Below are 22,766 nucleotides of genomic sequence, written 5' to 3'. Positions count from 1 at the left end.
CTCGTCTACAGCGAGCGAGCACTATCTGGTGACGTCTCGCCACTTATACTCATACTTATACTTATAGCAGCCGGAGACCGCGCCATTCCGCGTACTTGCTGCAGGTGAGCGGGGGCGTTTAGCAGGCACTGTACAATTGAGTTTAAGCTTATCTCCTATCCAGAGTATACTTTCCCCTAAACCGCTGAATTGCGTACCTTTGCAGCAGATTTATACTTTACCCTATGCCAGCCGTATCACCCGCCTTTCGCCAGGCCGTAAAGCAACTGAGCGATAAAGAAAAAGAAGCCATTATACTTCGTGCCGCCCGCCGCGATGCTGAGCTGTACGATATCCTGAAGTATGAGCTCCTGGAGGAGGTTACGCTGGAGGAGGTGTATGAGGAGGCCGCCGACAAGATTCACGAGCTCCTCATCAACGCCAGCGGCCGCAGCCTGAGCAAAGCACTTACCAAGGCCTTGCGCAAGTCGGCCAAGGAAATTGCCCGCTTCAAGCGCATCACCAAAGAGCCTAAAGCCGAGGTAGACCTGCACCTGTACACGCTGCGCCTCATCTTCGAGAACTTCACCGGCCAGTTCGACAGCTACTACAAAGGCTTTTACACGGCCACGGCACGCCTGCTGCTGCGCACCCTACAGCTCATCCGCAAAAACCTGCACGAAGACTACCACCTGGAGTATAAGTCGGAGCTCGACGGGTTTCTGCAGCAAATCCATAGCCGCCCCAAGCACCTGACGGTGGCCCTGCCCAAGGAGTTCGAGGTGGAGTAGGACTGAGTTTTGCATGAGTGACTGAGTGCATGAGTGAATAAAACTACCCTCGTCCCGAACGCTTTCGGGATGTGCGGTGCTTTGTGGTGGCCCGCCGTGTTACAAACCAAGTATAAAGTATAGGCTGAAGCATAAAGTATAAACTCTAGCGGCCAGAGGCCGTGGTGTAGCCCGCACTCGCCAGAAGCAAGTGCGCAGGCGGATCTCAAAAACAAAAAGAGGCGCAAATTTTGCGCCTCTACAAGTATAAGTTCCGGAAAACCGGCTCAGGTATACTACTCCAGCTCCCGCACCTGCACCTCTTCCAGGTTTATCTCGGATACCTTCTCCAGCTTGCCGGCCTCAAAAGCCCTGTCGTAGTTATCGATCGGGAAGTCTAGGTCGCTGGTCTTGTAGTTGTTGTAATCCTGGAAGCGCACGCCGCCCACCTCGTTCACGGCAGTCGCCTCCCGAAAGCGGGACCCGCCCCCATTCTCCTTAAAGTTGTAGGCCAGGTAGTCCATGGTATGGCGGTCTTTGTGGAACCAGTACACGTATTGGTCTTCGTAGCCTTCGCCGCCGCCTTCCTGGGCAAAGGTAACTTTTATCTTCTGGTACGGCTCTCCCTTTACGTTCGCCTCGCCGATGTAAGTCTTCTGCACGGCAGGGTCGTTGAGGAAGTAGGGCAGCAGCGCAAAGTATACAACAGAGTTCACGGAGTTGCTGTAGGCCTGCTGCTTCTCCTCCGGCAGGTTCACCTCCACATCACCCACAGTGCGCTTAAAGCCGCTGTTGCTGAGCACATCGTGGATGCGCTGGCCAGTGGAGTCGGTAAAGGTGCGGCTGTACACAAAGGCGCCGTTATCGCGCAGGGCACGGTACTGTATGTCGCGCAGCTTAAAGGAGACCACACTTTTATCCAGTTTTTGGGCGCCATGGGCCGCAATGGCTGCGTCCACGATGGCCTGCGCCTCAGAGCCCTCCAGTTTCTCCTGAGAGGAGCAGGCTGTAAAGAAAAGTGCCACTAAGGCTAGCAGCAGAAAAGTATACTTTGTCATCGGGTGTGCTTGGGGTGAGAACCATACTGCCTCCAAAGGTAGGCAGCAGCGGCTAGTTTAAAAAGAAAAACCGCCCCGGCAACCAGGGCCGGAACGGTTTTAGGGACAATGCAATACTTAAACTTATTTTTTGGCGGTTACATCGAAGGTGATGGTGAACTCGTCAGCGATGGCCTTATCGCCCAGCTCGCCCAACAGGGTCTCAGAACCGTAGCGCACATCGTACTTAGAGCGGTCCACTTTCACGTCAGCCTTGGCGTTTACAGTGCCTTCGTTAACAGTAACAGTGGCCGGGAAGCTCACCTTCTCTGTTGTCTCCTTAATCGTCAGGTTACCTTCTACGTTGTAGTTTGGCTGGCCGGCAGCGGCGTCAGCAACAGGGGAAACACTGGTGATCTCAAACGTAGCCGTCGGGAATTTCTCCACGCCGAAGAAGTCATCCGACTTCAGGTGGCCCACCAGCTTGCCGTTGTACTCAGCATCCTCCAGGTCGGTGTTCGTGATGGTGTTCATGTCGATCACGATAGTACCGCCAGTCAGCTGGTCGCCGTTCACAATCAGCTCACCGCTCTGCACCTCGATCTCGCCCATGTGCTCGCCACCCACTTTGGTGCCGTGCCACTTCACGTTGCTCTGGTCCTGCGCCACCTGGTAAGTCTCGCCCTCGGCAGTAGCAGGAGCCTCAGAAGTTACGGCAGTTGTCTCAGTGGTTGTGTTATCTGTTTCAGAGCCGCAAGCCGTGAAAAACAAGGCTGCAACAAAAGATGCATAGATTGCTGTTCTTTTCATTTTCAATTTTACTAAAAGTATGGGAAGGATTGATTTAACTATGTGATCGGTTACTGCTTGGCTGTCACGTCCAGCGTTACCGTAAAGTCGTCGTAGATGGCCTTGTCGCCCAGGTTCTCGAAGAAGCTGTTGGAGCGGTAGCGCACATCATACTTGGTTCTGTCGATGGTGACATCGGCCTTGGCAGAGGCAACCCCGTTTTTCACTGAAACAGTGGCCGGGAAAGTAACCTGGTTCGTGATGCCCTTGATGGTCAGGTCGCCGGTAACGGTGGCGTTTGGCTTACCGGCCGCAGCATTGGCGATCGGTTTCACGCTGCTGATCTTGAAAGTGGCCGTCGGATGCTTGTCTACGCTGAAGAAATCGTCGGACTTCAGGTGGCCCACCAGTTTGGCGTTGTAGTCGGCATCCTTGATGTCGGTGCAGGTAATGGCGTTCATGTCGATCACGAAGGTGCCGCCCACAATCTTGTTCCCGTTCACCAACATCTCGCCGGACTGCAGGGCAAGGTTACCCAGATGCTCACCGGTTACTTTTTTGGCGTGCCACTTCAGGTCGCTGGTAGCCACGTCTACTTTGTAAGCACGAGCCTTGGCTGGGGCTGCCACCTCGGCAGCAGTTGCCCCTGAGTTTGTGTTGCCGGCGTGGGCCGTATAGAACAGCGTACCAGCAAGAGAGGCAAGAATAACGTACTTTTTCATCGGTTTAGGTTTGGGATATAGTTGTTTTTTAGTCTCTGATCTTGTCCAGCAGCGTGTTTAGCTGCATGGCCTCCTCCTCGGTCAGGTTCATGACGCCGGTTCCTTTGCCTCCCTCCAGGCCATCCATCTGCAGCAGCAGCTCCAGGCCTTTGTCCGTGATAAGCACATCCACGGTGCGGCGGTCGGCAGGGCACTGCTTGCGCGTTACCAGCCCCTTCGCCTCCAGTTTGTCCACAATGCGGGAGGCATTGGAGGTTTTATCCAGCATGCGCTCTATCAACAGGCTGATAGTAGCCGGCTTTGGGTGCTGCCCCCGAAGGATGCGCAGGATGTTGTACTGCGGCAGCGTTATGCCATAGGGCTTAAACAGCGCCGCCTGCTTCTGCTCCAGGAAACCAGCCGTGTACACCAGGTTGATGTAAACCTTCTGGTACTCGTTCTTAAAAGCGCTTTGTTTTATTTCGTCTTCTATCTTCATCACGGCTAATACTTCTGAATCGCGTTGCAAATATATGTACATACATTTAATGTACAAACACATCAACAAAAATAATTCAGAAAAGTTTCGATAAGGTGTTGATTAGCAAGAACCGTGACAGCCCTTCGGCCCCGATCCGGCTACTTTAAGTATAGGATGCCCTCCCGCTCCAGCACCAGCCCAAACGGTTCATCCTCCAGCATCAGGAAGCCATCGAGCACCACAAAGTTAAAGGCACTGCTCAGCTGCATGGCGCTCCAGGTACCCAGAGAGGTCTCAATGCCAGTGCTAAGCACCGTCATCAGGCTGTTCTTTTTGGCCTCCTGCAGCAGCCGCACCGTGTTCAGGTAGCCTCCGGCGCGCATAGGGGCTATGCTTACGCCATGAAACTGCGTGCGCAGCAGCTCAAAGTCGGCAATGTCCGTCACCGACTCATCGGCAACAAGCGGGATAGGGCTAATGTTTTTGATTTGCGCATAAGCGGCGGCTTTGGCTACCGGCATAGGCTGCTCCATAAAAAGGATGCGGCCGCGCTCCAGGGAGTGCAGGAAGTCGAGCAGCTCCTCCGGGTCCAGCCAGCTCTCGTGGCCTTCCAGCACCAGCGGCTGCTCTGTGGCGCGCACCACCTCCTCCACCAGGTCCAGCCCCTGCTCCGGGTCCACTTTCAGCTTAAGGTAGCGAAAGCGGGTCAGATCATACTTTGCCAGGTACGCATGCACCTCCTCCGGCTCCAGGGTAGGAAGCGAAAAGCAGGTAGCCTGCGGCTGCGGCACTGGCTGGCCCAGCAGCTGGTGCACCGGTATGCCTTTGTGCTGGCAGAAATAATGCAGGTAAGCCGCCTCTATGGCAAACCGCAGCGCATTGATCGGCGGGTGCTCCTCCAGCAGTTGCAGCAGCTCCTCCATGCGTTGCACCTGTGGCAGCCCACCCATCAGCAGCACCTTGTACTGCTGCAGCAGCAGCTCAGGGGTCTCGCCGTAGCGCGCATCGGGGGCCGCCTCTCCAAAGCCGCTAAACTCCCCGTCCGATACCTGCACCAGAAAATTTACCCTGGTAGCCGGGGTACCATTGGCCGGGGCGGCCACAGGCTTAAGCTTTAGATGCAGTACTTCGATGTGCCACTTTAGCATAGAGTATAGGGGTTTGGGTGTTGTGTCGCTTAAATTGCACTTTTTAACCCGATATTGCCACTTTTGTTGCAGATATAGCTCAAAACGCAGCTATGCTGGCCCTAGCCATGCCTTGCGGGGCAGGAGAAGGCACGGTTGCAGAAGCAGGTGCCAGGCTTTGCTTGAGAAGGGAGGTAAAAGGGATAGGGACAAAAAAAGAGGCTAACCGTTTCCGATTAGCCTCTTTTGGTGCGCAAGAAAGGACTCGAACCTTCACACCTTGCGGAACTGCCGCCTGAAGACAGCGCGTCTACCAATTTCGCCACTTGCGCATTTCGCCCCTCAACCAGCGGTTAAGGATTGGTACTGCAAATATACTAAGCAGTTTTTTATATGCAATACCTCTTGAGGAGGATATTTTTTTCATAAAGTACAAGCCACCTTCAAATACCACACAACATCCTGTTAACCAGCATTTTTACTGCATCACGGTTACATAGCCGCTCAGGCTGGCCCCCACAAACTTCTCCCAGGTGCCCAGGCTTGCTTTGCGGGAGTAGCTGGAGCCCCCTAGCTTGCCGCCCAGCATGATGGCCGATTTGTCCACTCCCTCAGCAGGCAGATACTCGATGCCCAGAAAGAAGTCCTCCCCCGTGTGTATGTTAAAAGCCTCCAGGTCTATGCTTATCCACCCCTGTTTGGTAGACAATTTCTGCATGATGCGCTGCTCCACCAGCCGCTCGCCGGGCAGGCCATTTTCGGACTTGTACAGGTTGATGCGGAACAACGCGGAGTCCAGCTTGGAACTGGTGAGGTAAAAGTGCGCCGACAGCAGCCTGGATGGTGTCTCTTTGACCGCGATGTAATTGGCGAACTCGTAGACGTCTTTGGCTTCTTTCTGGTCAGGGTTTCCCCATATTACCGGAAGGCGGCCTGTCACCCCCAGCTTCCTGATCTTTAGCTTTCGGGGCTGCACCACCACCTCCTGCAGGCTGGTCACCTTCTCCTGCAGCCTTAACTCCAGCGGCTCCCTGCTTGCCAGCACCTGCACCGGCTCCGAAAGCTCGTGATAGCCAACCGCCGAAAAGGTGAGCGTGTCTTGTGCGTGCTGCTGCGGCAGGGAAAGTATAAACCGGCCCTGCCCATCAGAGGCGGTGCCAATGTTCTTGTTTCGGATCCCGATGTTGACGTAAGGCAATGGCTGCTGGCTTTCACCGGACAATACCCGGCCCTGAAGTTGGATGTGCTGTGCCTCCGCCGTAAAAACGAACAGGAGCAGGAGGAGTGTAAGTTTGTTTTTCATTGCTGTAGAAGAAGGGTGATTATACTTAGTTAGTGCCCACGCGCACGACGCGCAGCAGCACCTGGTTGGCTTTAGAAGCGGTTTTTGCCTCGGGGTACGGCAGGGCCTGCAGCAAGAGCAGCTTATAGCCTTTGCCAAAGCCTGCCGCCGGTTCATACTTCTCTGCTATACTTGATGTGGCAGGGGCGCTTCCCTCGGCATAAGGCGTGGCCGCCCTGGCAATGTCCAGCGTCTGCACCGGAGCTGCGTCGCCTGCACTTGCCTGCAGTTGCGCCACCACCTCCCCAGCCTGCACACACAGCACGTCTGTGGGGCAGCGGCTGTCGGTGAGCTTGGTCAGGGTGAGGGTGGTTATACTTCCGGAGAGGCTGTCGTGCACCTGCACCTGGCCACGTAGCGGCAACATGAAACTCTCCCCCACCTGTACCTGCCGCGGCGAAGGGGCACTTACAACAGAAAAGCAGAGGTTCAGGGCGATAAGTAGCGGGTATAACATGGGCAGCTGTCAGTCAGTTTTCTTCACCAGCAGCTTCACCTGCTTGTTTGCATCTTGTTGCTGCTCGGTGTTCGGGAAAGGAAGCACATCGAGCAGTGTGATCTCGTACTCCTGCCCGTTTACCTCGGCCGTTAAGGTGTGCTTGTTGCGGAGTGGCTCTGGCTTGCAGTCGCCGATGCAGAAGCTAAGGGATTGGCTCCTCCCACTGCTGCCGTATACTTTCAGCTTCACAGCCGCATTGCCATACCACACGCATACCACATCCTCGGGGCAGCGCGAGTCGCTTACCTCCTCCACTTTCAGCTCCAGCAGGATGGTTTCACCGCTAGTCAGCTTCAGCTGCTCCCCTTGCTCCAGTACAAAGGCCTCTCCCAGCCTGGTTTCCTGCGGCGGCACTTCGTCGCGCTGGCATTGGGTCACCGTTAGCAGTGTCAGCAGAAAGGGAAGAAGGTAATTGGCCATGGTTCTGGTGTGGTTGCTTTACCAGAAAGAGCCCTAAACTATGGGGAAGGGTTGCAAGGCGAAAGCAATTTATGTTTGCTGCGGTTGGATCCAGCTTACATCCTTCTCCATCAAACAAGCCATTGGCAGCAACTAATCGCCTATGGCATACCTAACGCCGCCCCATAAATGCCGCAGGAAGAGTTCCTCGCTGTAGCTCTCTTGGGTATGGCCAAGCGCGGTGTAAAACGAGCGCCCGCCATCGTACTCGTGGTACCAGGCAACGGGGTGTTGCGCTCCGTTCCCGCCTCCTTTGTAACTATTCTCATCCAGGTTAGCCAGCACATGCACATCCGGGTTCATACTTTTGAAGTTATACCACTCGTCCTGGCGCTCCCAGCGGTCGGGCAGGTGTGCGGTAGCGGGATGGTTCTTCTCCAGCACATCGATTGCGGCCTGCTGCACTTCGGGGTGGCTGGCGAAATAGGCGCCCACCAGTTTGTTGTACCAGGGCCAGTCATACTCGGTGTCGGTGGCGGCATGCACCCCCACAAACCCTTTGCCCGACCTGATATACTTCTCAAAGGCTCTTTGCTGCTCCGCATTCAGCACCTCCTCGGTGGTGTTCAAAAACACTACGGCGGCATACTGTGCCAGCGAATCGGCTGTAAAAACGGCGGCGTTTTCGGTGGTATCCACCCTCACCTGGTGCTCTTTCCCTAGCTGCAGCAGCGCCGCCTTGCCTGCCGGGATGGACTCATGCCGGTAGCCGCTGGTTTTAGAGAACACCAGAATCTTTTCCTCACGCTTCTGTGCCTGATCGGCAGCAGCGTCAGAATCTGCCGATGAACAGGAAAAGACGCCGAAGGCAAGCAGCAGTAATAAAGCAGAAAGTGCAGGCTTGTTTTTCATGTTGATCTGTGGGTTATACTTTAAATATAGGATATAAGCGGCTAAACTAAAAGGGAGCAACACCTGGAACACAAGTATGTATGGCGTTGCCCCTTACTGAAAGGCCTCAACAGAAAAGCATAAAAGTGCAATAATTTAAACGCAAAACGCTATACTTCATACAAAGCAGGTGCAATACTTTTTCAGACCAGTAAGCTACCTGCAGCAACAAGCGTGTTACAACATCCTAAATCCCAACACAACAAACACATACCGCAAGCAACCAAAGCATATTTATTTCAGTATAATCCAATTATTCCCGCTACCACACCTACTCACACCAGACTACAACCACAGTTATGCCAGCTCCTGCTGTTTCCGGCCGGTGCAATTCCCGTTTTCAAGATTACCCTATTAAACACAATTCTTATATGTAACACTTTTATACATCTCACCATGAAACAACTCGTTACCTTAGTTGTAGCCCTTGTGATGTTTGCCGGGTCTGCAATGGCACAGGCAACCATTGACAAAGAGCTGAAACAGCTGCTACCATCTACCACAGGCTCGCTGGGGGTGGTTGTCACTTTCCACGGCAACGGAGCCCCCACTCCTGCCGACATCTCCGTGTTGAACTCGTTAGGCATCACCAAAGGGATTACCTTCAAATCTTTGCCCATAGCGGGCGTGCTGGCCACCGCTCTGCAGATAGAAAAACTGGCCAGCAACCCGGCCGTGAAGTCCGTTTACCTGAACAAGAGGCTTACCTACTTCAACTACAATGGCACCAACCTGACGGGGGTGCAAAGGTTGAGGACAGACAAGGAATTCACCGCCCGCAACAACGGCATGCCTGTTTCAGGCAAGGGCGTGGGTGTCATGATCAACGACAGCGGCGTGGACGGCACCCACGACGACATTAAGCTGGGCACCCACTTGGTGCAGAACGTATTGGGCTCCACCAACCTCAACAGCCTGGATAGCATGCTTCCGGTAACCTGGCTGGAGAACGTGCCGAACACCGACAATAACTCCGGCCACGGTACGCACTGCGCTGGCAGCGTGGGCGGCAATGGCGCCAAATCCGGTGGCCTGTACGAAGGCGCGGCCCCGGGTGCAGACCTGATCGGCTACGGCTCCGGCGCCGCGTTATTCGTTCTGGATGCCATTGGCGGATACGACTATGCCTTAACGCACCAGTACGAGTATGGTATCCGGGTGATCAGCAACTCCTGGGGCACCTCCGGCGACTTTGACCCGAGCCACCCTGTGAACATCGCCTCCAAAAAGGCGTACGACCGTGGAATCATCTCGGTGTTTGCCGCTGGCAACGAGGGGCCAGGCTCTAACACGCACAACCCATACGCTATTGCCCCTTGGGTTATCTCTGTGGGCGCCGGCGACAAGTATGGCCGCCTGGCGGACTTCTCTTCCAGAGGCGTGAAGGGAGAAGGCGGTGTGTTTAGCATCGACGGCGAGACCTGGACCTTCGAGAACAGACCCACGATTGTCGCACCTGGCGTAGACATCGTTTCTACCCGCGTATTAGGACCCGTGGCTTCCCTGGCCATACAGCAGGACATAGAGAACCTGGACCCGGCCCACGTGCCCTTCTACACCCATATGAGCGGTACCTCCATGGCCACCCCGCACGTGGCGGGCATCGTAGCCCTGATGCTGGAGGCTAACCCTTCGCTATCTCCTGCCCAGGTAAAGGATATCCTGCAGAAAACCGCCACCAACATGCCGAACCGTGAGCCTTGGGAAGTAGGCGCAGGCTACGTAAACGCCTACGCCGCGGTGGACCATATCTTTAGGAACACTCCTTTCGGCACTTCGCTGAACCTGAACAGAAGGTTTAACAGTAGCGTCAACACCTCGAAGGAGACCGTAGACTTCACCATAGACTATAACCCACTGCTGACGGCCAGCAACCAGCTGAAGTTTTCTGTGGCTGAAGGCACCACAGGCATAGAGGCCAAGTTTACATCGGGCGGCCTGGCCGGCCTGACAGGCAACCCTGTTAACCTCATACTTCTTTCCCCTGATGGCGCGGAGTATCGTTCTGGCATCCCGGTTCTATTTGCCCAAACCTTCGACAGAGGCATGGCCGTAGCCAACCCTGCCCCCGGCACCTGGACCCTGAAGGTAGAAGGCCTGCAAGGCATTGCCTTGCCTGAGAGCATATCCGGCACGATCTCCAGCATGCGGGTTACGGGCACAGCCGGCCTGAGCGATATTGCCGGCCACCCGGCAGAGGCCTCTATCAAAATGGCCGTGAGTGCGCGACTGGCAGACGGCGTAGCAGGTGGCTTTAAACCAGACGAAACCCTGAAGCGAATCCAGCTGGCAGACTACCTGATGATGGGACAGGCTGTACGCCAGTACTTCCCCACAAATGGCGCCGTGTCTTACCGGGACGTAAGCGGCAGCGAGTTGCTCCTGGCAGAGTCATTGACAGCCAAAGGTGCGGCCCTCAGAGACCGCATGCACACCTACAACGGCGTGATGAGAGCTGATGGCTCAGGCAAGTTTAACCCCAAAGGCAACGTAAACCGTGCTGAGCTGGCTTACTCGCTTGTGCAGAGCCTCGGTTTGCAGGAGCAGGCACTGCAGCGCAATGGTAAAGCAGTGACGGTTACTGTAGACGGCAAGGCCATCCCGGTGGAGGACGCCAAGGATATTCCGGCGGGTTTGGAAGGGTACGTAAGCGTAGCCCTGGACATGGGCCTGATCAATGCCTTCTATTCTGTGACGCAGGGGCCATTCGACCTGCTGCCAAAAACACATGCTACCTTTAAACCGCTGCAGAACGTTACCCGTGCAGAGTTTGCCGTGGTCGTTACCCGCACGCACACCAACTGGGAAGCAGCCACACAGCCTGTTGCCGCCACCTCCAGCACCTCCGAGCTGAAAGCGGAACCGGCCCTGTGGGAGAAGAGCTTCTCTTACCCTAACCCGTTCCATGGGGTGACCACCATCAACTATGGAGTGGAGAAGGATGCTTTTGTAACGGTTGAGGTATTCGATGTGCTTGGCAACAAAGTGCAGACCCTTGTTGCGGAAAATAAGCCTGCCGGTAACCACAGCCTGAAGTTCGACGGAAGCAGCCTGCCGGGCGGAACCTACATTTACCGGGTGAAAGCGAACGGCAAGGTGTCTTCTAACAGAATGATGCTAGTGCACTAAACCACCGGCAAGAAAGTATAAAACAGCAAGGGCTGCCCCCTCACAGGAGCAGCCCTTGCTGTTTTATGGTCAGGAACCAGGCTTATAATGCCGCCAGGCTTTGCTCAATTGCGTTGATTTTAGCCTCTGCATCGGCCTTCTTCTTGCGCTCGTTGGCGATCACGGCCTCAGGGGCACCACTCACAAAACGCTCATTGCTCAGCTTCTTGTCTACCGAGGCCAGGAAGCCTTTGGTATACTCCAGTTCCTTGGTCAGCCTGTCGCGCTCTGCGTCTACGTCGATGTTGCCCTCCATCGGGATGAAGAACTCGTCTCCGGCCACGATAAAGCTGATAGCCCCTTCGATGCTTTCCTGCACAAACTGTACCTCATCAAGGTTGGCTAACTTACGCAGTACGGCCACAAACGGCTCATATTGATCTTGGTTCATCACCTTGATGTAGAGGTCGAGCTGCTTAGAGTTCGGGATATTCTTGGAGTTGCGAATGTTGCGGACAGAGCCGATCACATTCAGCATATTCTCCATCTTCTCGATGATCTCTTTATCAAACTTGTCTTTCTTAGGCCACGCTGAAACGATCAGGTACTCCTTATCCTTACGCTCCTTCAGCTCATGCCAGATTTCCTCGGTAATAAACGGCATAAACGGGTGCAGCACCTTCAGTACCTTCTCCAGGAAAGCCGTGGTGGCATCTATCGTCTGCTTGTCGATCGGCTGCTGGTAGGCCGGCTTGATCATCTCCAGGTAGTTAGAGCAGAAGTCGTCCCACACCAGCTTGTACACCGCCAGCAAAGCATCCGAGATACGGAACTTGCTGAAGTGGTCCTCGATCTGCACAAAGGCCTCGTTGAAGCGTGACTCAAACCAGTTGACGGCCGTCTCGTTCGGGAACGGCAGGCTTTCGTCTACCTCCCAGCCTTTGATCAGGCGGAAGGCATTCCATATCTTGTTGCTGAAGTTACGCCCCTGCTCCACCAGCTTTTCGTCGAACAGCAGGTCATTGCCGGCCGGTGAGCTGAACAGCATACCCGCACGCACCCCGTCGGCACCATACTGCTCGATCAGGTCCAGCGGGTCCGGTGAGTTACCAAGTTGCTTCGACATTTTGCGGCCTTGTGTATCACGCACGATACCGGTCAGGTACACGTTCTTGAACGGCAACTCGTTGCGGAACTCAAAACCGGCCATGATCATACGCGCCACCCAGAAGAAGAGGATCTCCGGAGCCGTCACCAGGTCATTGGTCGGGTAATAGTATAGGATATCCTTGTTGTCCGGGTCTTTGAAGCCGTTAAAAACAGAGATCGGCCACAGCCACGAGGAGAACCAGGTATCCAGCACGTCCTGGTCCTGGCGCAGGTCCTCCGGCTGCAGGTGCTCGTTGCCGCTCTCCTTGCGGGCAAGCTTCAGCGCTTCCTCAGCCGTGGTTGCCACCACAAAAGAACCATCCGGCAGGTAGTAAGCCGGAATCTGCTGGCCCCACCACAGCTGGCGCGAGATACACCAGTCGTGCACGTTCTCCATCCAGGAGCGGTACATGTTCTTGAACTTCGGCGGGTGCAGGCGAATCTCGTCGTTCATCACGGCCTCCAGCGCCGGCTTAGCCATTTTATCCATTTTGCACCACCACTGCATCGACAGGCGCGGCTCAATTACGGCACCCGTACGCTCAGAGGTCTGCAGTACCGAGGCATACTCCTCTACCTTCACCAGCAGGCCTGCTTCCTTCAGGTCTTTCACGATGTTGCGGCGTGCCTCAAAGCGGTCCTGGCCTACGTACAGCTGGGCCTTCTCATTCAGGGTGCCGTCGTTGTTCAGGATGTCGATGGTCGGCAGCTTGTGCTTCTGGCCCAACTCGTAGTCGTTCAGGTCGTGGGCGGGCGTTACCTTCAGGGCGCCCGTACCGAAGTCGATGCTAACGTACTCGTCCAGTATCACCGGAATCTCCTTGCCCAGCAACGGAATGCGAACAGCCTTGCCATGCAGGTGCGTGTAGCGCTCGTCGTTCGGGTTCACGGCCACGGCCACGTCGGCCATGATCGTTTCCGGGCGAGAGGTGGCCACGGTAATATAAGTAGGCTCTGCTGCACCGTCTGCCACTACTTCGTAGTTCAGGTGGTACATCTTGGCCATGGTGTCTTTTGGAATAACCTCCTCGTCGGAAAGCGCGGTTTTGCCCTGCGGGTCCCAGTTTACCATGCGCACGCCGCGGTAAATCTGGCCTTTGCGGTACAGGTCCACGAATACCTCTATCACAGCGGCGCTCATGTCGTCCTCCATCGTGAAGCGCGTGCGTTCCCAATCGCAGGAGGCGCCGAGTTTTTTCAGCTGGTCCAGGATTATGCCGCCATACTTCTCTTTCCACTCCCAGGCATAGGTCAGAAACTCCTCGCGCGTCAGGTCGCTTTTGTTGATGCCTTTCTCCTTGAGCATGGCCACCACCTTCGCCTCTGTGGCAATGGACGCGTGGTCGGTGCCTGGCACCCAGCAAGCCTCTTTGCCTTGCATACGCGCCCGGCGAATGAGCACATCCTGGATGGTGTTGTTGAGCATGTGGCCCATGTGCAGCACGCCGGTCACGTTTGGCGGCGGGATCACGATGGTGTAGGGTTCTTTGTTGGGGTTAGGCTCTGAGTGGAAGAAGCCGCGCTGCATCCAGCTCTCATACCACTTCTTCTCTACTTCCTTGGGGTTATATTTCGTTGAAATCGACATCTTGTACTTTAATTTCCTGCGTTATGGCGAATTAGCAAAATTAGGGAATTTGCTGCAATTACGAATGATGTAGCAGCAAGAAGCTTCATTTTGCGAAGCAGCTGCCGGCCTGCTTTTTATCTGGGAGGCATCAGACGATCTGCAGGTTATACTTGGTGAGCAGCCCCTGCAGCCCATAGCTGGAGAACTTCGCCTTTTTTATGGTGTTTTGCTCCGGGTCTATCTCAATATTGAAGGCTGTAGAAAAGTCGGCTCCGGAGAGATTTGTACGATTAAAAACAGCCCGCTCCAGGTTTGTATCCGTGAAAGCCGCGTTCGAAAGGTTGGCGTTGGAGAACTCAGCTCCTTTCAGGGAAGTACGGATAAACTGGGTCTTGGCCATCTTCCGGTTCTGGAAAGAGGCATAGTCGAGCAGGCAGTCCTCGAAGCGTACGGTAAACAGCATTTCCTCACATTCGCTGAAGTTTACGCCCGCAAGCTTGCACTCCCGGAACACCACGTTGTTCAACGTGGAGCCGCTAAGCTTCAACATGGGCAGGTTGCACCCGATAAAGGTACAGTCGGTGAAGCGGTTAAGGGAGAAATCGCTCTCTGAGAAATCACAGCCCCTGAACGTGCAATGCTCGAACTCCCGGTTTTTGATGGGCTTGTTTGGATAAATAACCTTTTCGAAGGTCTTGCCTTCGTGTGTTGCTCCTTCCATAGTGTTATACTTTGTTACCGGCCTCAACAAAAAAACCTGCCCTTAACAGACAGGTTTTATGCAGTCGTGATGTTTTACTCTTACGCCTCCTGGTGCAGCCAGCTTTTCTTGGCCAGCAGCTCTTCCTCTGTCTCGCGGTAGTCTGGGTCGTCTACGCAGCAATCCACAGGGCAAACGGCAGCGCACTGCGGCTCCTCATGGAAGCCCATGCACTCGGTACACTTATCTGAAACGATGTAGTAAAACTCATCTGAAATCGGTGTCTGCGGGGCATCGCCAGGCACGATCTCGCCTCCGTCTATCTCCACTTCCTTCAGCGCCGTGCCACCGCCCCAGGTCCACTCCGCGCCGCCTTCGTAAATAGCGGTGTTCGGGCACTCTGGTTCGCAGGCTCCGCAGTTTATACACTCATCGGTTATCATTATAGCCATAGTCGTATCTCCTGTATATTTTTTATACTTTTGTACTTCTGTTTCTTTTAACGAACAAAATTAGGAACAAACAGTATCCCTATCAAGTTATTTTTTACAAGCCACGCAATTTGCCATGACATTAGAGAACAGGATAGAAGCCTTTGTAGAACTCGGGAAACAGCTGCAGAACCTGACGCCGGAAGAGCGGCAGGCATGGGCCTTCTCGGCCGCCTCGCGTAACCCATGGTTCACAGAGGAGAACGTATCCAGCGCTCTGAATGGCATCATTACCATGCTGCAGGAGCAGTACCTCCGTGAGTGGCTTTACCCGTACCACCTCAAACAGGTTACACCCAAGAAGGTTGGCGTGGTGATGGCGGGCAATATTCCTATGGTGGGGTTCCACGATCTTCTGGCCGTGCTGATCAGTGGCCATACTTTGCTGGCCAAGCTCAGCTCCAGCGACGACGCCCTGATGAAGCGCATCGCCAACATGCTCATCGCTATAGAGCCCGCCTTCGGCACCCGTATCGAGTTTGTGGACCTGCTGAAAGAGGCAGACGCCATTATCGCCACCGGCTCCGACAACACGGCCCGCTACTTTGAGTACTACTTTGCCAAGCGCCCGCACATCATCCGCAAGAACCGCACTAGCATAGGCATATTAACCGGCCACGAGGAAGCGGACGACCTGCGCGCCCTGGGCGAGGACTTTTTCCGCTATTACGGCCTCGGCTGCCGCAACGTGTCTAAGGTGTTCGTGCCGGAGGGCTATACCTTTGATAAGTTTTTCGAGGCGAATAAAGAGCGGGCCAACATACTGGACCACCACAAGTACCAGAACAACTACGACTACAACAAATCCATCCTGCTGGTGAACCGCGTCCCGCACTTCGACAACGGCTTTATGCTGGTACAGCAGAGCGAGAAGCTGGTATCCCCTATCTCGGTGCTCTTCTACGATACCTTTTCCTCTTTAGCGGACCTGCGCCACAAGCTGCACGAGGTAAAGGACAAGACGCAGGTGGTGGTGTCGGCGCACGGCTGGCTGGAGGGAAGCATACCCTTTGGTGAAGCGCAGTGCCCGATGGTGTGGGATTATGCCGATGGTGTGGACACGCTGGCATTTTTGCAGCACCTGTAGCCCGGTAAAAATCAGCGTTAAAACATTGCAATTCATATACCCGTTTCCTATATTAGGTCTTAGTTAACTTAAACTAACCGCACCATGGAAACTTATGTAAACCCTATCCCGATGATGGAGAAGGAGCAAATTCCCGCTCTCCGTTTCGGAACGAACGACGTACTCACAGACCCGGAAGCCCGCAAGAAACGCATGTGGGACCTAAACCGCGCCACCTCCCTTGGCAATGTGTACCACGGCAAGGTCGAGATCACGTTTCAGACAGCCGACGGTGAGCTGCACCGCGTGGACACCACGGTTTGGGCCGTGGATGAAAAGTTCATGACCCTGAAGGCGGGCTGCTCCATACCTGTTACCTCTATTATCGGCATAGAGTTCTTTTAAGACGACAGCTATCCTTAATGCTTCCGGCAAGTATACTTGGTACTTGCTTTTTTTGCAGCCGCGCCACAAGCATGTTTAAACAACATTCGGCACGATATCTGCACTATATATTCTGAACCAAATACATAACTATGCTAAATCAAAAGAAAGACACCCAACTCATCAACAAAGAGCGAATCCCTACCCTTAAGTTCAGCAAGAAAGACGTGCTGCAGGACCCGGTTGCCAAAAGCCGTCGCTATTATGCCGCCAACCGCGCCACTATACTCAGCAACACCTTCCGTACAAAGTCTATGATCACGTTTAAAACAGACACCGGCGAGAAGAAGCGCGTGGAAGCCGCACTCTGGGGCCTGGACAAGGATTTTGTATTGCTGAAGTCAGGAATGTTTCTGCCGCTGCGCTCCATCATAGAGATCAACTACTGCTAAGACATGAAACCCAAACCCGCGCCCCTTATACGTTGTAAGTATAAAGTATAACAGCTTGCCCAGAAGATCTGAGCAAGCTGTTTTTGTTTTAAGGGGAATCAGAAGTTTATATACGCTCCAGCACCTTCACGATCAGGTCGTCGATCACCTGCTCGGCATTATCGGCAAACTGCTGCGTGATGCGGTTTGCCACAGTGGCGTTCAGCGAGAGCATCTCGTGCCCCAGGATACGGCCCATGCTGTAGTAGCCGGCCGTCTCCATCTCAAAGTTGGTGAGCATGTAATCCTGGTGGCGGAAGTTATGGTAGGTTTGCAGCAACTGCTGGTTGCGCAAACCGCCGCGCAGCACGCGCCCCTGCGGCGCATAAAAGCCCGGGCAGGTCAGCGTGTTGCCTGGTACCATATCAAAAGCGATTCTTTGGATAAGGCGCTGCGAGCCTGAAACGCAGTATGGCCGGAAACCCAGCCCCAGCTCCTGCTGCAGCTTCGTGGTTATACTTGTCTCCTCCTCCGACTGCTGCAGCGGGTAAAACTCCATCAGCGTATCCAGGCCTACACTGGTGTGGGAGGCCAGGTGGCAGCCCAGCGGCACCGTTTCCTGCAGCGAACCCGAGGTGCCGATGCGCACGATGCTGAGCTTTATCTTCTCCTCATTCACCTCCCGGCTCCGGAAGTCAATGTTCACCAGCGCATCCAGTTCGTTCATCAGGATATCGATGTTATCGGTGCCCATGCCGGTAGAGATGACCGTGAGGCGTTTGCCTTTGTAGTAGCCGGTGTGCGTAACAAACTCGCGCTTGGCCACCTCCACCTCCATCGCATCGAAATGCCTGCTCACCTTCGCCACCCGCTCCGGGTCGCCTACGGTAATAATGGTATCGGAAATATGCTCGGGTAGCAGGTTGAGATGGTATACCGTGCCGTTCGGGTTGATGATCAGTTCTGATTCAGGAATGTAGGCCATGGTTCTTTTTTGCGTATCACGTAGCACGTAGCATGTATCAAGACCAGATTCCTGGACCATATGACAAGAGACTACTTGACAAAGGACTCAGAAAGCTTTGAAGAAGGCCTGCAAGTCTTTTGTCAAAAAGCCGTGCTACGTGTGTCGTGGTACGTGATACGGGGTTAGTTAAACACGAAAAGCGTGGCTTTTTGAGCACACGCTTTTCTGAGCTTTAGAGAATACTTATACTTGTACGTCAGTTTTCTTTTTGCGGTTGAATCCTTTCAGCGGATTATAGCCATTGAGCTCTTTCTGGTAGTAACCGGTGCCATCGTAAGGGCGTTTTTCCGGGTGCTCCTTGCACTCTGTAGAGCAGGCGCCCTCCATTTCCCAGCCGCACTTCTCGCAGATCGGCACATGCAGGTTACACACCGGGTTGGCGCAGTTCACCATGCGGTCGCTCTCGGTGCCGCACACGTGGCAGTGGGAAATCACTTTAGGGTTTACGCTGTTCACATCCACGGCCACGCGGTTATCGAACACATAGCACTTGCCTTCAAAGTCCTCGCCGCCGGCCTCCATGCCATACTTGATAATGCCCCCGTGCAGCTGGTACACGTCTTCGAAACCCTGCTCCAGCAGAAAAGCGCTGGCTTTCTCGCACTTGATGCCGCCGGTGCAGTAGGTTAGGATCTTCTTGTCCTTATACTTGTCCTTCAGCTCCTGCACCTTCTCCGGGAACTCGCGAAAGTTCTCGATGTCCAGCGTCACGGCGTTCTTGAAGCGGCCCACGCTGTGCTCGTAGTCGGAGCGCACGTCCAGTACCACCACATCGTCGCGGTCTTTCATCTCCTTAAACTCCTTCGGCGCCAGGTGCTTGCCGGTACGGGCGTTGGGGTCGATGTGCAACAGGCCGGAGTGTACGATCTCTGATTTAGTACGCACGTGCAGCTTGGCAAAGGCATGCTTATCGGAGTAGTCTACCTTAAAGTCGATCTTGGCAAAGCGCGGATCGGCGTGCATGGCGGCCATGTACTTGTCGCAGTCTTCCTTCAGACCGGAAATCGTGCCATTCAGGCCCTCCTTCGACACAATGATGCGGCCGAGCAGGTTCAGCTCCAGGCACATCAGGTGGTGTTGCTCACGAAACGCCTCCGGGTCCTCGATCGGCGTGTAGCAATAGTACAGTAGTATGCTGTAGGGTTTGTTCATAACTGCTTAGGTTCAACTAAGTGTTTGACTTTATTTTGGTTATTCGTTAATCGTTGTCCGTTATTTGATGCAGGATTTTCAGGATGAAGTATGATAAACAGGATTATCCCTCTTTCTTATTCACTCATCCACTCCATCACTCATTCAAAATTCTTCCGCAAAAATATAGGCTGCCGTGCTGCCGCAAAATGACTTTTGTCAGTTCTGTAACAGCAAGGGCAAGTATAAAAGTTTACTTTACCGGGGCCGCCGGGTTTCCGAACACAGTGGCTTTGGCCGGCACATTGGCCACTACCACAGAGCCGGCGCCAACGCGCGCGTTCTTGCCAATCTTCACCCCGGACACAATGATGGCTCCCGTACCGATGAAGGCTCCGTCTTCTACCACTGCCTCTGCATTGATAATGGCTCCGGCACCGATCTCCACATTATTACCAATCTCTGCCTTGGTGTCCACCAGCGCCCTGGCATGGATGATGCTGTTATCCCCTACCTTGGCATTGTTGCTGATCACGGCGCCGGCGCCAACCAGGTTTCCGTGGCCCAGCCAGGCATATTCCGACACGGCGCTAAAGCGGTGGATAGCGTTTACCGGCACTACCTTATGCTCGTCTTTCAGCATTTTGATCAAGCCCTTGCGTGCTGCGGAGTCCTCTACGGCCACAAACACGTCGCAGGTCTTGCCAACCAGCTTCAGGAACTCGTTGTCCTCGGTGTTGCTCATCACCGCCACGTTGTTCACCTCTTCCTGCTGCAGCTTGTCGTCCAGGAAGCAGTACACCATCACGCTGTTGCTGTTAAAGATATCCAATGCGGTGGTACCCAACTTCTGGGCACCTAATATGATTACCGGATTTTGCATAAACTCAGTCTTAAATAAGGCGCAAAGGTACGAAAAAGCGAGGGAGTTTAAAAGTATGGCTACTGCAGCCGCAAGCGCTGCAGCAGGCGCTGTGCGTACACGTTCTGCAGCAGCAGGTACACCAGAAAGGGCAGGTACACAATGCGGTAGCGGCTCAGGGTGCCAAAGTTAGGGGTGGAGATACCGGTGATGCCCGCCATGCAAAGTATAAACACGAGCAGCAACACATGCAGCAGCTTCACCTTTATACTTGCCTCTTTCCTGAACATGGAGGCAACGGCCAAAGCGGTTAGCAGCAGGAGCAGCAGGTTTTCTAACCCAGCCAGCAAGTATAAAGGCTTCCAGGATTCACCGATGAAGGGGCGATATATAGAACTTAGCGCCGCTTCCGGATAATTCAGGAGCATGCTGGGCACAGTTGGCTCCAGGTCGCCGAGGTATATGTGTGGGGCGTGCTGCGACCGGTGCAGCAGGGAAGTATAATTGCTCTCCAGGTTCCAAAGTATAAAGTCAGGCTTGAAGATGCTTTTCTGCCATACCACCACCAGCACCGCCATACCCGCCAAAGCCAGCAACAGCAGCAGCTGCACCCTCAGCAAAGCCAACGGCCCGAAGTATACTTTCAGGCGCTGCACCAGCACGTAGGCCAGCAGCAGGGGCAGCAGCAAGGCCGCGTAAAACAATTTTATCTTGATGAACAGGTACAGTTGCAGGGGAAGCAGCAGCCAACTCCAGGCGCTCAGCCTGTACCTGTGCGCTACCGTCAGCGCCATGCCGACAAGCCAGCACATGCTGCCGAACATCACCGGCTCTTTCATCACACCGGCACTCCAGAACACCACCGACGGGAAAAACAAAAAGGCCACTGCCGCCGCCGGTTTATACTTTGGAAGTACCCGCGCCAAGGCTGCTACGGCATACGCTGCTCCCCAAAAGCTGAAAAGCGCCAGCCACAGGTTGTTCAGGTAATACTGGCCGGCTGTTGCCAGGTTGAGCACACTCAGCAGCTTAATAAAGAAAAAGGAGTTGGTAAAGTCCGGATGCTCGGTAAAAGGCAGCGAAGCACGTAAGACATTAGTCTCGAAATGGTTAAACAGCAATAGCCTTAGGTAGCCTGCCGGGTTCTGTTGCGCATACTCCAACAGCTGAAGCCCGGCGGCATGGTATACATGGGTATCGCTGTGGCCGACTAAGGTATAGCGAAACACGGCGAAGCCCAGGGCAAAGGCAATTTTCAGCCCCAGCGCCGGCCAGAAATACGGCTTGAGCTGCTGCGCCCACTCCTGCCGGTATAGCCACCAGGAAAGCCCCCCGAGCACAAGCAGGTTAAAGAGGTAAACGAGAAGGACACTCACAGGACAGGGCTGTTTTTCATGATCTTGTTGCCTACGGCGCAGCGCATGCAGTTTACAGGATGGCAGTAGCGCTTATAGAGCCCCAGTGCCGCCTGGTTATCAGCAGCTGATTTAGCTTTCCAGCCCAGCTCCTGGTAAAGGCGCGTGTATTTGTTGCTCTCCTCCTTCAGCTGCTCCAGCAAACTTACCGCTTTTTCCAGATAAACACGCTCCCCGCTGTGGCTGGCGTAGGCGGCAAGCAGAGGCACGGCCACGTTGATCACCAAATTCTGCGCACTGCTTTTGCCCATGCCCTTTGAGGCCGCTTTGCTCTCGCGCCCGAACAGGTAGTGCTTTTGCCAATACTCTGACACAGTTGCGGCAAACAGCTGCTCATACCTTTTTACCGTGTCTGCCTCCAGCATTTTAGTAAAAAGGGAAGAATGCTGGTGCAGCGCCGCCGCCAGCTGTGCCAGCCGTACTGTCGGAAAGTTGGCGGGGCGCATGCGCAGGAAATTCCACTGGTGGCGCGGCAGGGGCTGCAGTTTATGCTTGTGCTGCAGGAAAGTATACTCCCGCTGCAGTTGTTGTGCGTACGCATCCTCGGCCTGCGCTAAAAATCCTGCCTGCCCCAGCAGCAGGGCCTCCAGTTGGGGTAAGTTGTGCTGATGCCGCCGCACCACGTGGAACGGCAGCGACTGAGCTAATTGCTCAAAAGCCTGTTGGTTTATCTTAAAGCCGAAGCCGCGCAGCAGTGTGTGGTAAGTAGCCTGTTCCCAATCGTTGCCGTAGCCATGGTATAGTTGCAGCACCTCCTCCCCCTTCTCCTCCAGCCGCTCTACCAGGGCCCGCTCCAGCATCAGGGCCTTGGTTACCTCCGGCACCTCCGGCCAGAGAGGGGCGCAGGGAACTGCATGCCTCGACTTCTGCAGCTGCTCGTACGTCTGCAGCAGGCGCAGGTCTATGCGGTTGTGCAGCTCCAGCACCGGCACCAGGGTACCGTCAGTTCGCACCACCGGCACATCCGCCTGCCAGACCACGTGCAGCACCACCTGGTCATACTTTCGGTCGTGCTGGTGCTGGTGGCGGTGCCAATCAGAGGCCTGCAGGTGCACCTCCACGCTGCCCAACCACTCCACCTCCCCCACCCGAAGTATGGCTTCCCTAAAATCCGGGCCGGCATCGGTGTTGTAATACCCCACCCGCAGCACCTGCAGCGGCTCGCCATCGGTGGTAACCAGGGCGGTTTTGTCGAAGTACTGATGCTGCCAGATGTAGTGCAGAAAATCTTCTTTCATGAGGCGGGTTTATACCTCAAGATGCGGAAAGTATGGTACAAAATCAAGCCTTAACAGCAACGCCTGCCCCGTAAACCCGGCGCAGGCGTATATACTTTGCTGTGGCTGTACTTCGATCG

Annotated in this window: 22 protein-coding genes and 1 tRNA gene; 5 read left to right on the top strand and 18 right to left on the bottom strand. The window is 54.6% G+C overall.

Annotated features, from left to right (window positions below):
• The first annotated feature begins 224 nt into the window (after nucleotides 1-224).
• The gene (locus PXG97_RS13070; protein ID WP_276498193.1) at nucleotides 225-770 is read left to right on the top strand and encodes a hypothetical protein; all 546 of its coding nucleotides are present in this window, start codon (nucleotides 225-227) and stop codon (nucleotides 768-770) included.
• Nucleotides 771-1,045: 275 nt separating this feature from the next.
• Here PXG97_RS13070 and PXG97_RS13065 read toward each other — a convergent pair whose 3' ends face one another.
• The 10 genes from PXG97_RS13065 to PXG97_RS13020 form a co-directional block, all read right to left on the bottom strand.
• The gene (locus PXG97_RS13065) at nucleotides 1,046-1,807 is read right to left on the bottom strand and encodes a DUF6503 family protein (RefSeq protein WP_276498192.1); all 762 of its coding nucleotides are present in this window, start codon (nucleotides 1,805-1,807) and stop codon (nucleotides 1,046-1,048) included.
• A gap of 123 nt (nucleotides 1,808-1,930) precedes the next feature.
• Nucleotides 1,931-2,596, bottom strand: coding sequence for a YceI family protein (locus PXG97_RS13060; protein ID WP_276498191.1), 666 nt, complete (start codon nucleotides 2,594-2,596; stop codon nucleotides 1,931-1,933).
• Between the two features lie 50 nt (nucleotides 2,597-2,646).
• Nucleotides 2,647-3,297: a YceI family protein gene (locus tag PXG97_RS13055; RefSeq protein ID WP_276498190.1), complete on the bottom strand. Its 651-nt coding sequence runs from the start codon at nucleotides 3,295-3,297 to the stop codon at nucleotides 2,647-2,649.
• 28 nt (nucleotides 3,298-3,325) lie between these two features.
• Nucleotides 3,326-3,775, bottom strand: coding sequence for a MarR family winged helix-turn-helix transcriptional regulator (locus PXG97_RS13050; protein ID WP_276498273.1), 450 nt, complete (start codon nucleotides 3,773-3,775; stop codon nucleotides 3,326-3,328).
• Nucleotides 3,776-3,915: 140 nt separating this feature from the next.
• The gene (locus tag PXG97_RS13045; RefSeq protein ID WP_276498189.1) at nucleotides 3,916-4,905 is read right to left on the bottom strand and encodes an enolase C-terminal domain-like protein; all 990 of its coding nucleotides are present in this window, start codon (nucleotides 4,903-4,905) and stop codon (nucleotides 3,916-3,918) included.
• A 226-nt stretch (nucleotides 4,906-5,131) separates the two neighbouring features.
• Nucleotides 5,132-5,216 (bottom strand) — tRNA-Leu (locus PXG97_RS13040).
• A 146-nt stretch (nucleotides 5,217-5,362) separates the two neighbouring features.
• The gene (locus PXG97_RS13035) at nucleotides 5,363-6,187 is read right to left on the bottom strand and encodes a carboxypeptidase-like regulatory domain-containing protein (protein WP_276498188.1); all 825 of its coding nucleotides are present in this window, start codon (nucleotides 6,185-6,187) and stop codon (nucleotides 5,363-5,365) included.
• 25 nt (nucleotides 6,188-6,212) lie between these two features.
• Nucleotides 6,213-6,683, bottom strand: a complete 471-nt coding sequence (locus PXG97_RS13030) for a hypothetical protein (protein WP_276498187.1) — start codon at nucleotides 6,681-6,683, stop codon at nucleotides 6,213-6,215.
• 9 nt (nucleotides 6,684-6,692) lie between these two features.
• Nucleotides 6,693-7,145, bottom strand: a complete 453-nt coding sequence (locus PXG97_RS13025) for a hypothetical protein (protein WP_276498186.1) — start codon at nucleotides 7,143-7,145, stop codon at nucleotides 6,693-6,695.
• A 132-nt stretch (nucleotides 7,146-7,277) separates the two neighbouring features.
• The gene (locus PXG97_RS13020) at nucleotides 7,278-8,036 is read right to left on the bottom strand and encodes a ThuA domain-containing protein (RefSeq protein WP_276498185.1); all 759 of its coding nucleotides are present in this window, start codon (nucleotides 8,034-8,036) and stop codon (nucleotides 7,278-7,280) included.
• A 435-nt stretch (nucleotides 8,037-8,471) separates the two neighbouring features.
• Here PXG97_RS13020 and PXG97_RS13015 point away from each other — a divergent pair, with 435 nt between their 5' ends.
• The gene (locus PXG97_RS13015; RefSeq protein WP_276498184.1) at nucleotides 8,472-11,204 is read left to right on the top strand and encodes a S8 family peptidase; all 2,733 of its coding nucleotides are present in this window, start codon (nucleotides 8,472-8,474) and stop codon (nucleotides 11,202-11,204) included.
• 82 nt (nucleotides 11,205-11,286) lie between these two features.
• On the opposite strand, the gene PXG97_RS13010 is transcribed toward PXG97_RS13015, so the two are convergent.
• The 3 genes from PXG97_RS13010 to PXG97_RS13000 all read right to left on the bottom strand — a co-directional run bounded on the left by PXG97_RS13010 (nucleotide 11,287) and on the right by PXG97_RS13000 (nucleotide 15,054).
• Nucleotides 11,287-13,920: a valine--tRNA ligase gene (locus PXG97_RS13010; RefSeq protein WP_276498183.1), complete on the bottom strand. Its 2,634-nt coding sequence runs from the start codon at nucleotides 13,918-13,920 to the stop codon at nucleotides 11,287-11,289.
• A 130-nt stretch (nucleotides 13,921-14,050) separates the two neighbouring features.
• Nucleotides 14,051-14,623, bottom strand: coding sequence for a pentapeptide repeat-containing protein (locus PXG97_RS13005; RefSeq protein ID WP_276498182.1), 573 nt, complete (start codon nucleotides 14,621-14,623; stop codon nucleotides 14,051-14,053).
• 80 nt (nucleotides 14,624-14,703) lie between these two features.
• Nucleotides 14,704-15,054: a 4Fe-4S dicluster domain-containing protein gene (locus PXG97_RS13000; protein ID WP_276498181.1), complete on the bottom strand. Its 351-nt coding sequence runs from the start codon at nucleotides 15,052-15,054 to the stop codon at nucleotides 14,704-14,706.
• A gap of 115 nt (nucleotides 15,055-15,169) precedes the next feature.
• On the opposite strand from PXG97_RS13000, the gene PXG97_RS12995 reads away from it, so the two are divergent.
• From PXG97_RS12995 to PXG97_RS12985, 3 genes are all read left to right on the top strand, one after another.
• The gene (locus PXG97_RS12995; protein ID WP_276498180.1) at nucleotides 15,170-16,180 is read left to right on the top strand and encodes an acyl-CoA reductase; all 1,011 of its coding nucleotides are present in this window, start codon (nucleotides 15,170-15,172) and stop codon (nucleotides 16,178-16,180) included.
• Between the two features lie 84 nt (nucleotides 16,181-16,264).
• On the top strand, nucleotides 16,265-16,564 hold the full coding sequence (locus PXG97_RS12990; RefSeq protein WP_276498179.1) for a hypothetical protein: 300 nt from the start codon (nucleotides 16,265-16,267) through the stop codon (nucleotides 16,562-16,564).
• Nucleotides 16,565-16,695: 131 nt separating this feature from the next.
• On the top strand, nucleotides 16,696-16,995 hold the full coding sequence (locus PXG97_RS12985) for a hypothetical protein (protein WP_276498178.1): 300 nt from the start codon (nucleotides 16,696-16,698) through the stop codon (nucleotides 16,993-16,995).
• Nucleotides 16,996-17,101: 106 nt separating this feature from the next.
• Here PXG97_RS12985 and PXG97_RS12980 read toward each other — a convergent pair whose 3' ends face one another.
• From PXG97_RS12980 to PXG97_RS12960, 5 genes are all read right to left on the bottom strand, one after another.
• On the bottom strand, nucleotides 17,102-17,959 hold the full coding sequence (locus PXG97_RS12980; RefSeq protein ID WP_276498177.1) for a nucleoside phosphorylase: 858 nt from the start codon (nucleotides 17,957-17,959) through the stop codon (nucleotides 17,102-17,104).
• Between the two features lie 225 nt (nucleotides 17,960-18,184).
• Nucleotides 18,185-19,153, bottom strand: a complete 969-nt coding sequence (gene trhO / locus PXG97_RS12975) for an oxygen-dependent tRNA uridine(34) hydroxylase TrhO (RefSeq protein ID WP_276498176.1) — start codon at nucleotides 19,151-19,153, stop codon at nucleotides 18,185-18,187.
• A 232-nt stretch (nucleotides 19,154-19,385) separates the two neighbouring features.
• Nucleotides 19,386-20,015 (bottom strand): NeuD/PglB/VioB family sugar acetyltransferase, encoded by a 630-nt coding sequence (locus PXG97_RS12970; RefSeq protein ID WP_276498175.1) that lies wholly within the window; start codon nucleotides 20,013-20,015, stop codon nucleotides 19,386-19,388.
• A gap of 59 nt (nucleotides 20,016-20,074) precedes the next feature.
• The gene (locus PXG97_RS12965) at nucleotides 20,075-21,370 is read right to left on the bottom strand and encodes a hypothetical protein (RefSeq protein ID WP_276498174.1); all 1,296 of its coding nucleotides are present in this window, start codon (nucleotides 21,368-21,370) and stop codon (nucleotides 20,075-20,077) included.
• Nucleotides 21,367-22,647 (bottom strand): DUF2851 family protein, encoded by a 1,281-nt coding sequence (locus tag PXG97_RS12960; protein WP_276498173.1) that lies wholly within the window; start codon nucleotides 22,645-22,647, stop codon nucleotides 21,367-21,369. Before PXG97_RS12960 ends, PXG97_RS12965 begins: the two co-directional genes overlap by 4 nt.
• Nucleotides 22,648-22,766: the final 119 nt, after the last annotated feature.

The organism is Pontibacter litorisediminis (assembly GCF_029360645.1).
Lineage (GTDB): Bacteria > Bacteroidota > Bacteroidia > Cytophagales > Hymenobacteraceae > Pontibacter > Pontibacter litorisediminis.
This window is presented reverse-complemented; position numbering and strand designations above follow the sequence as displayed.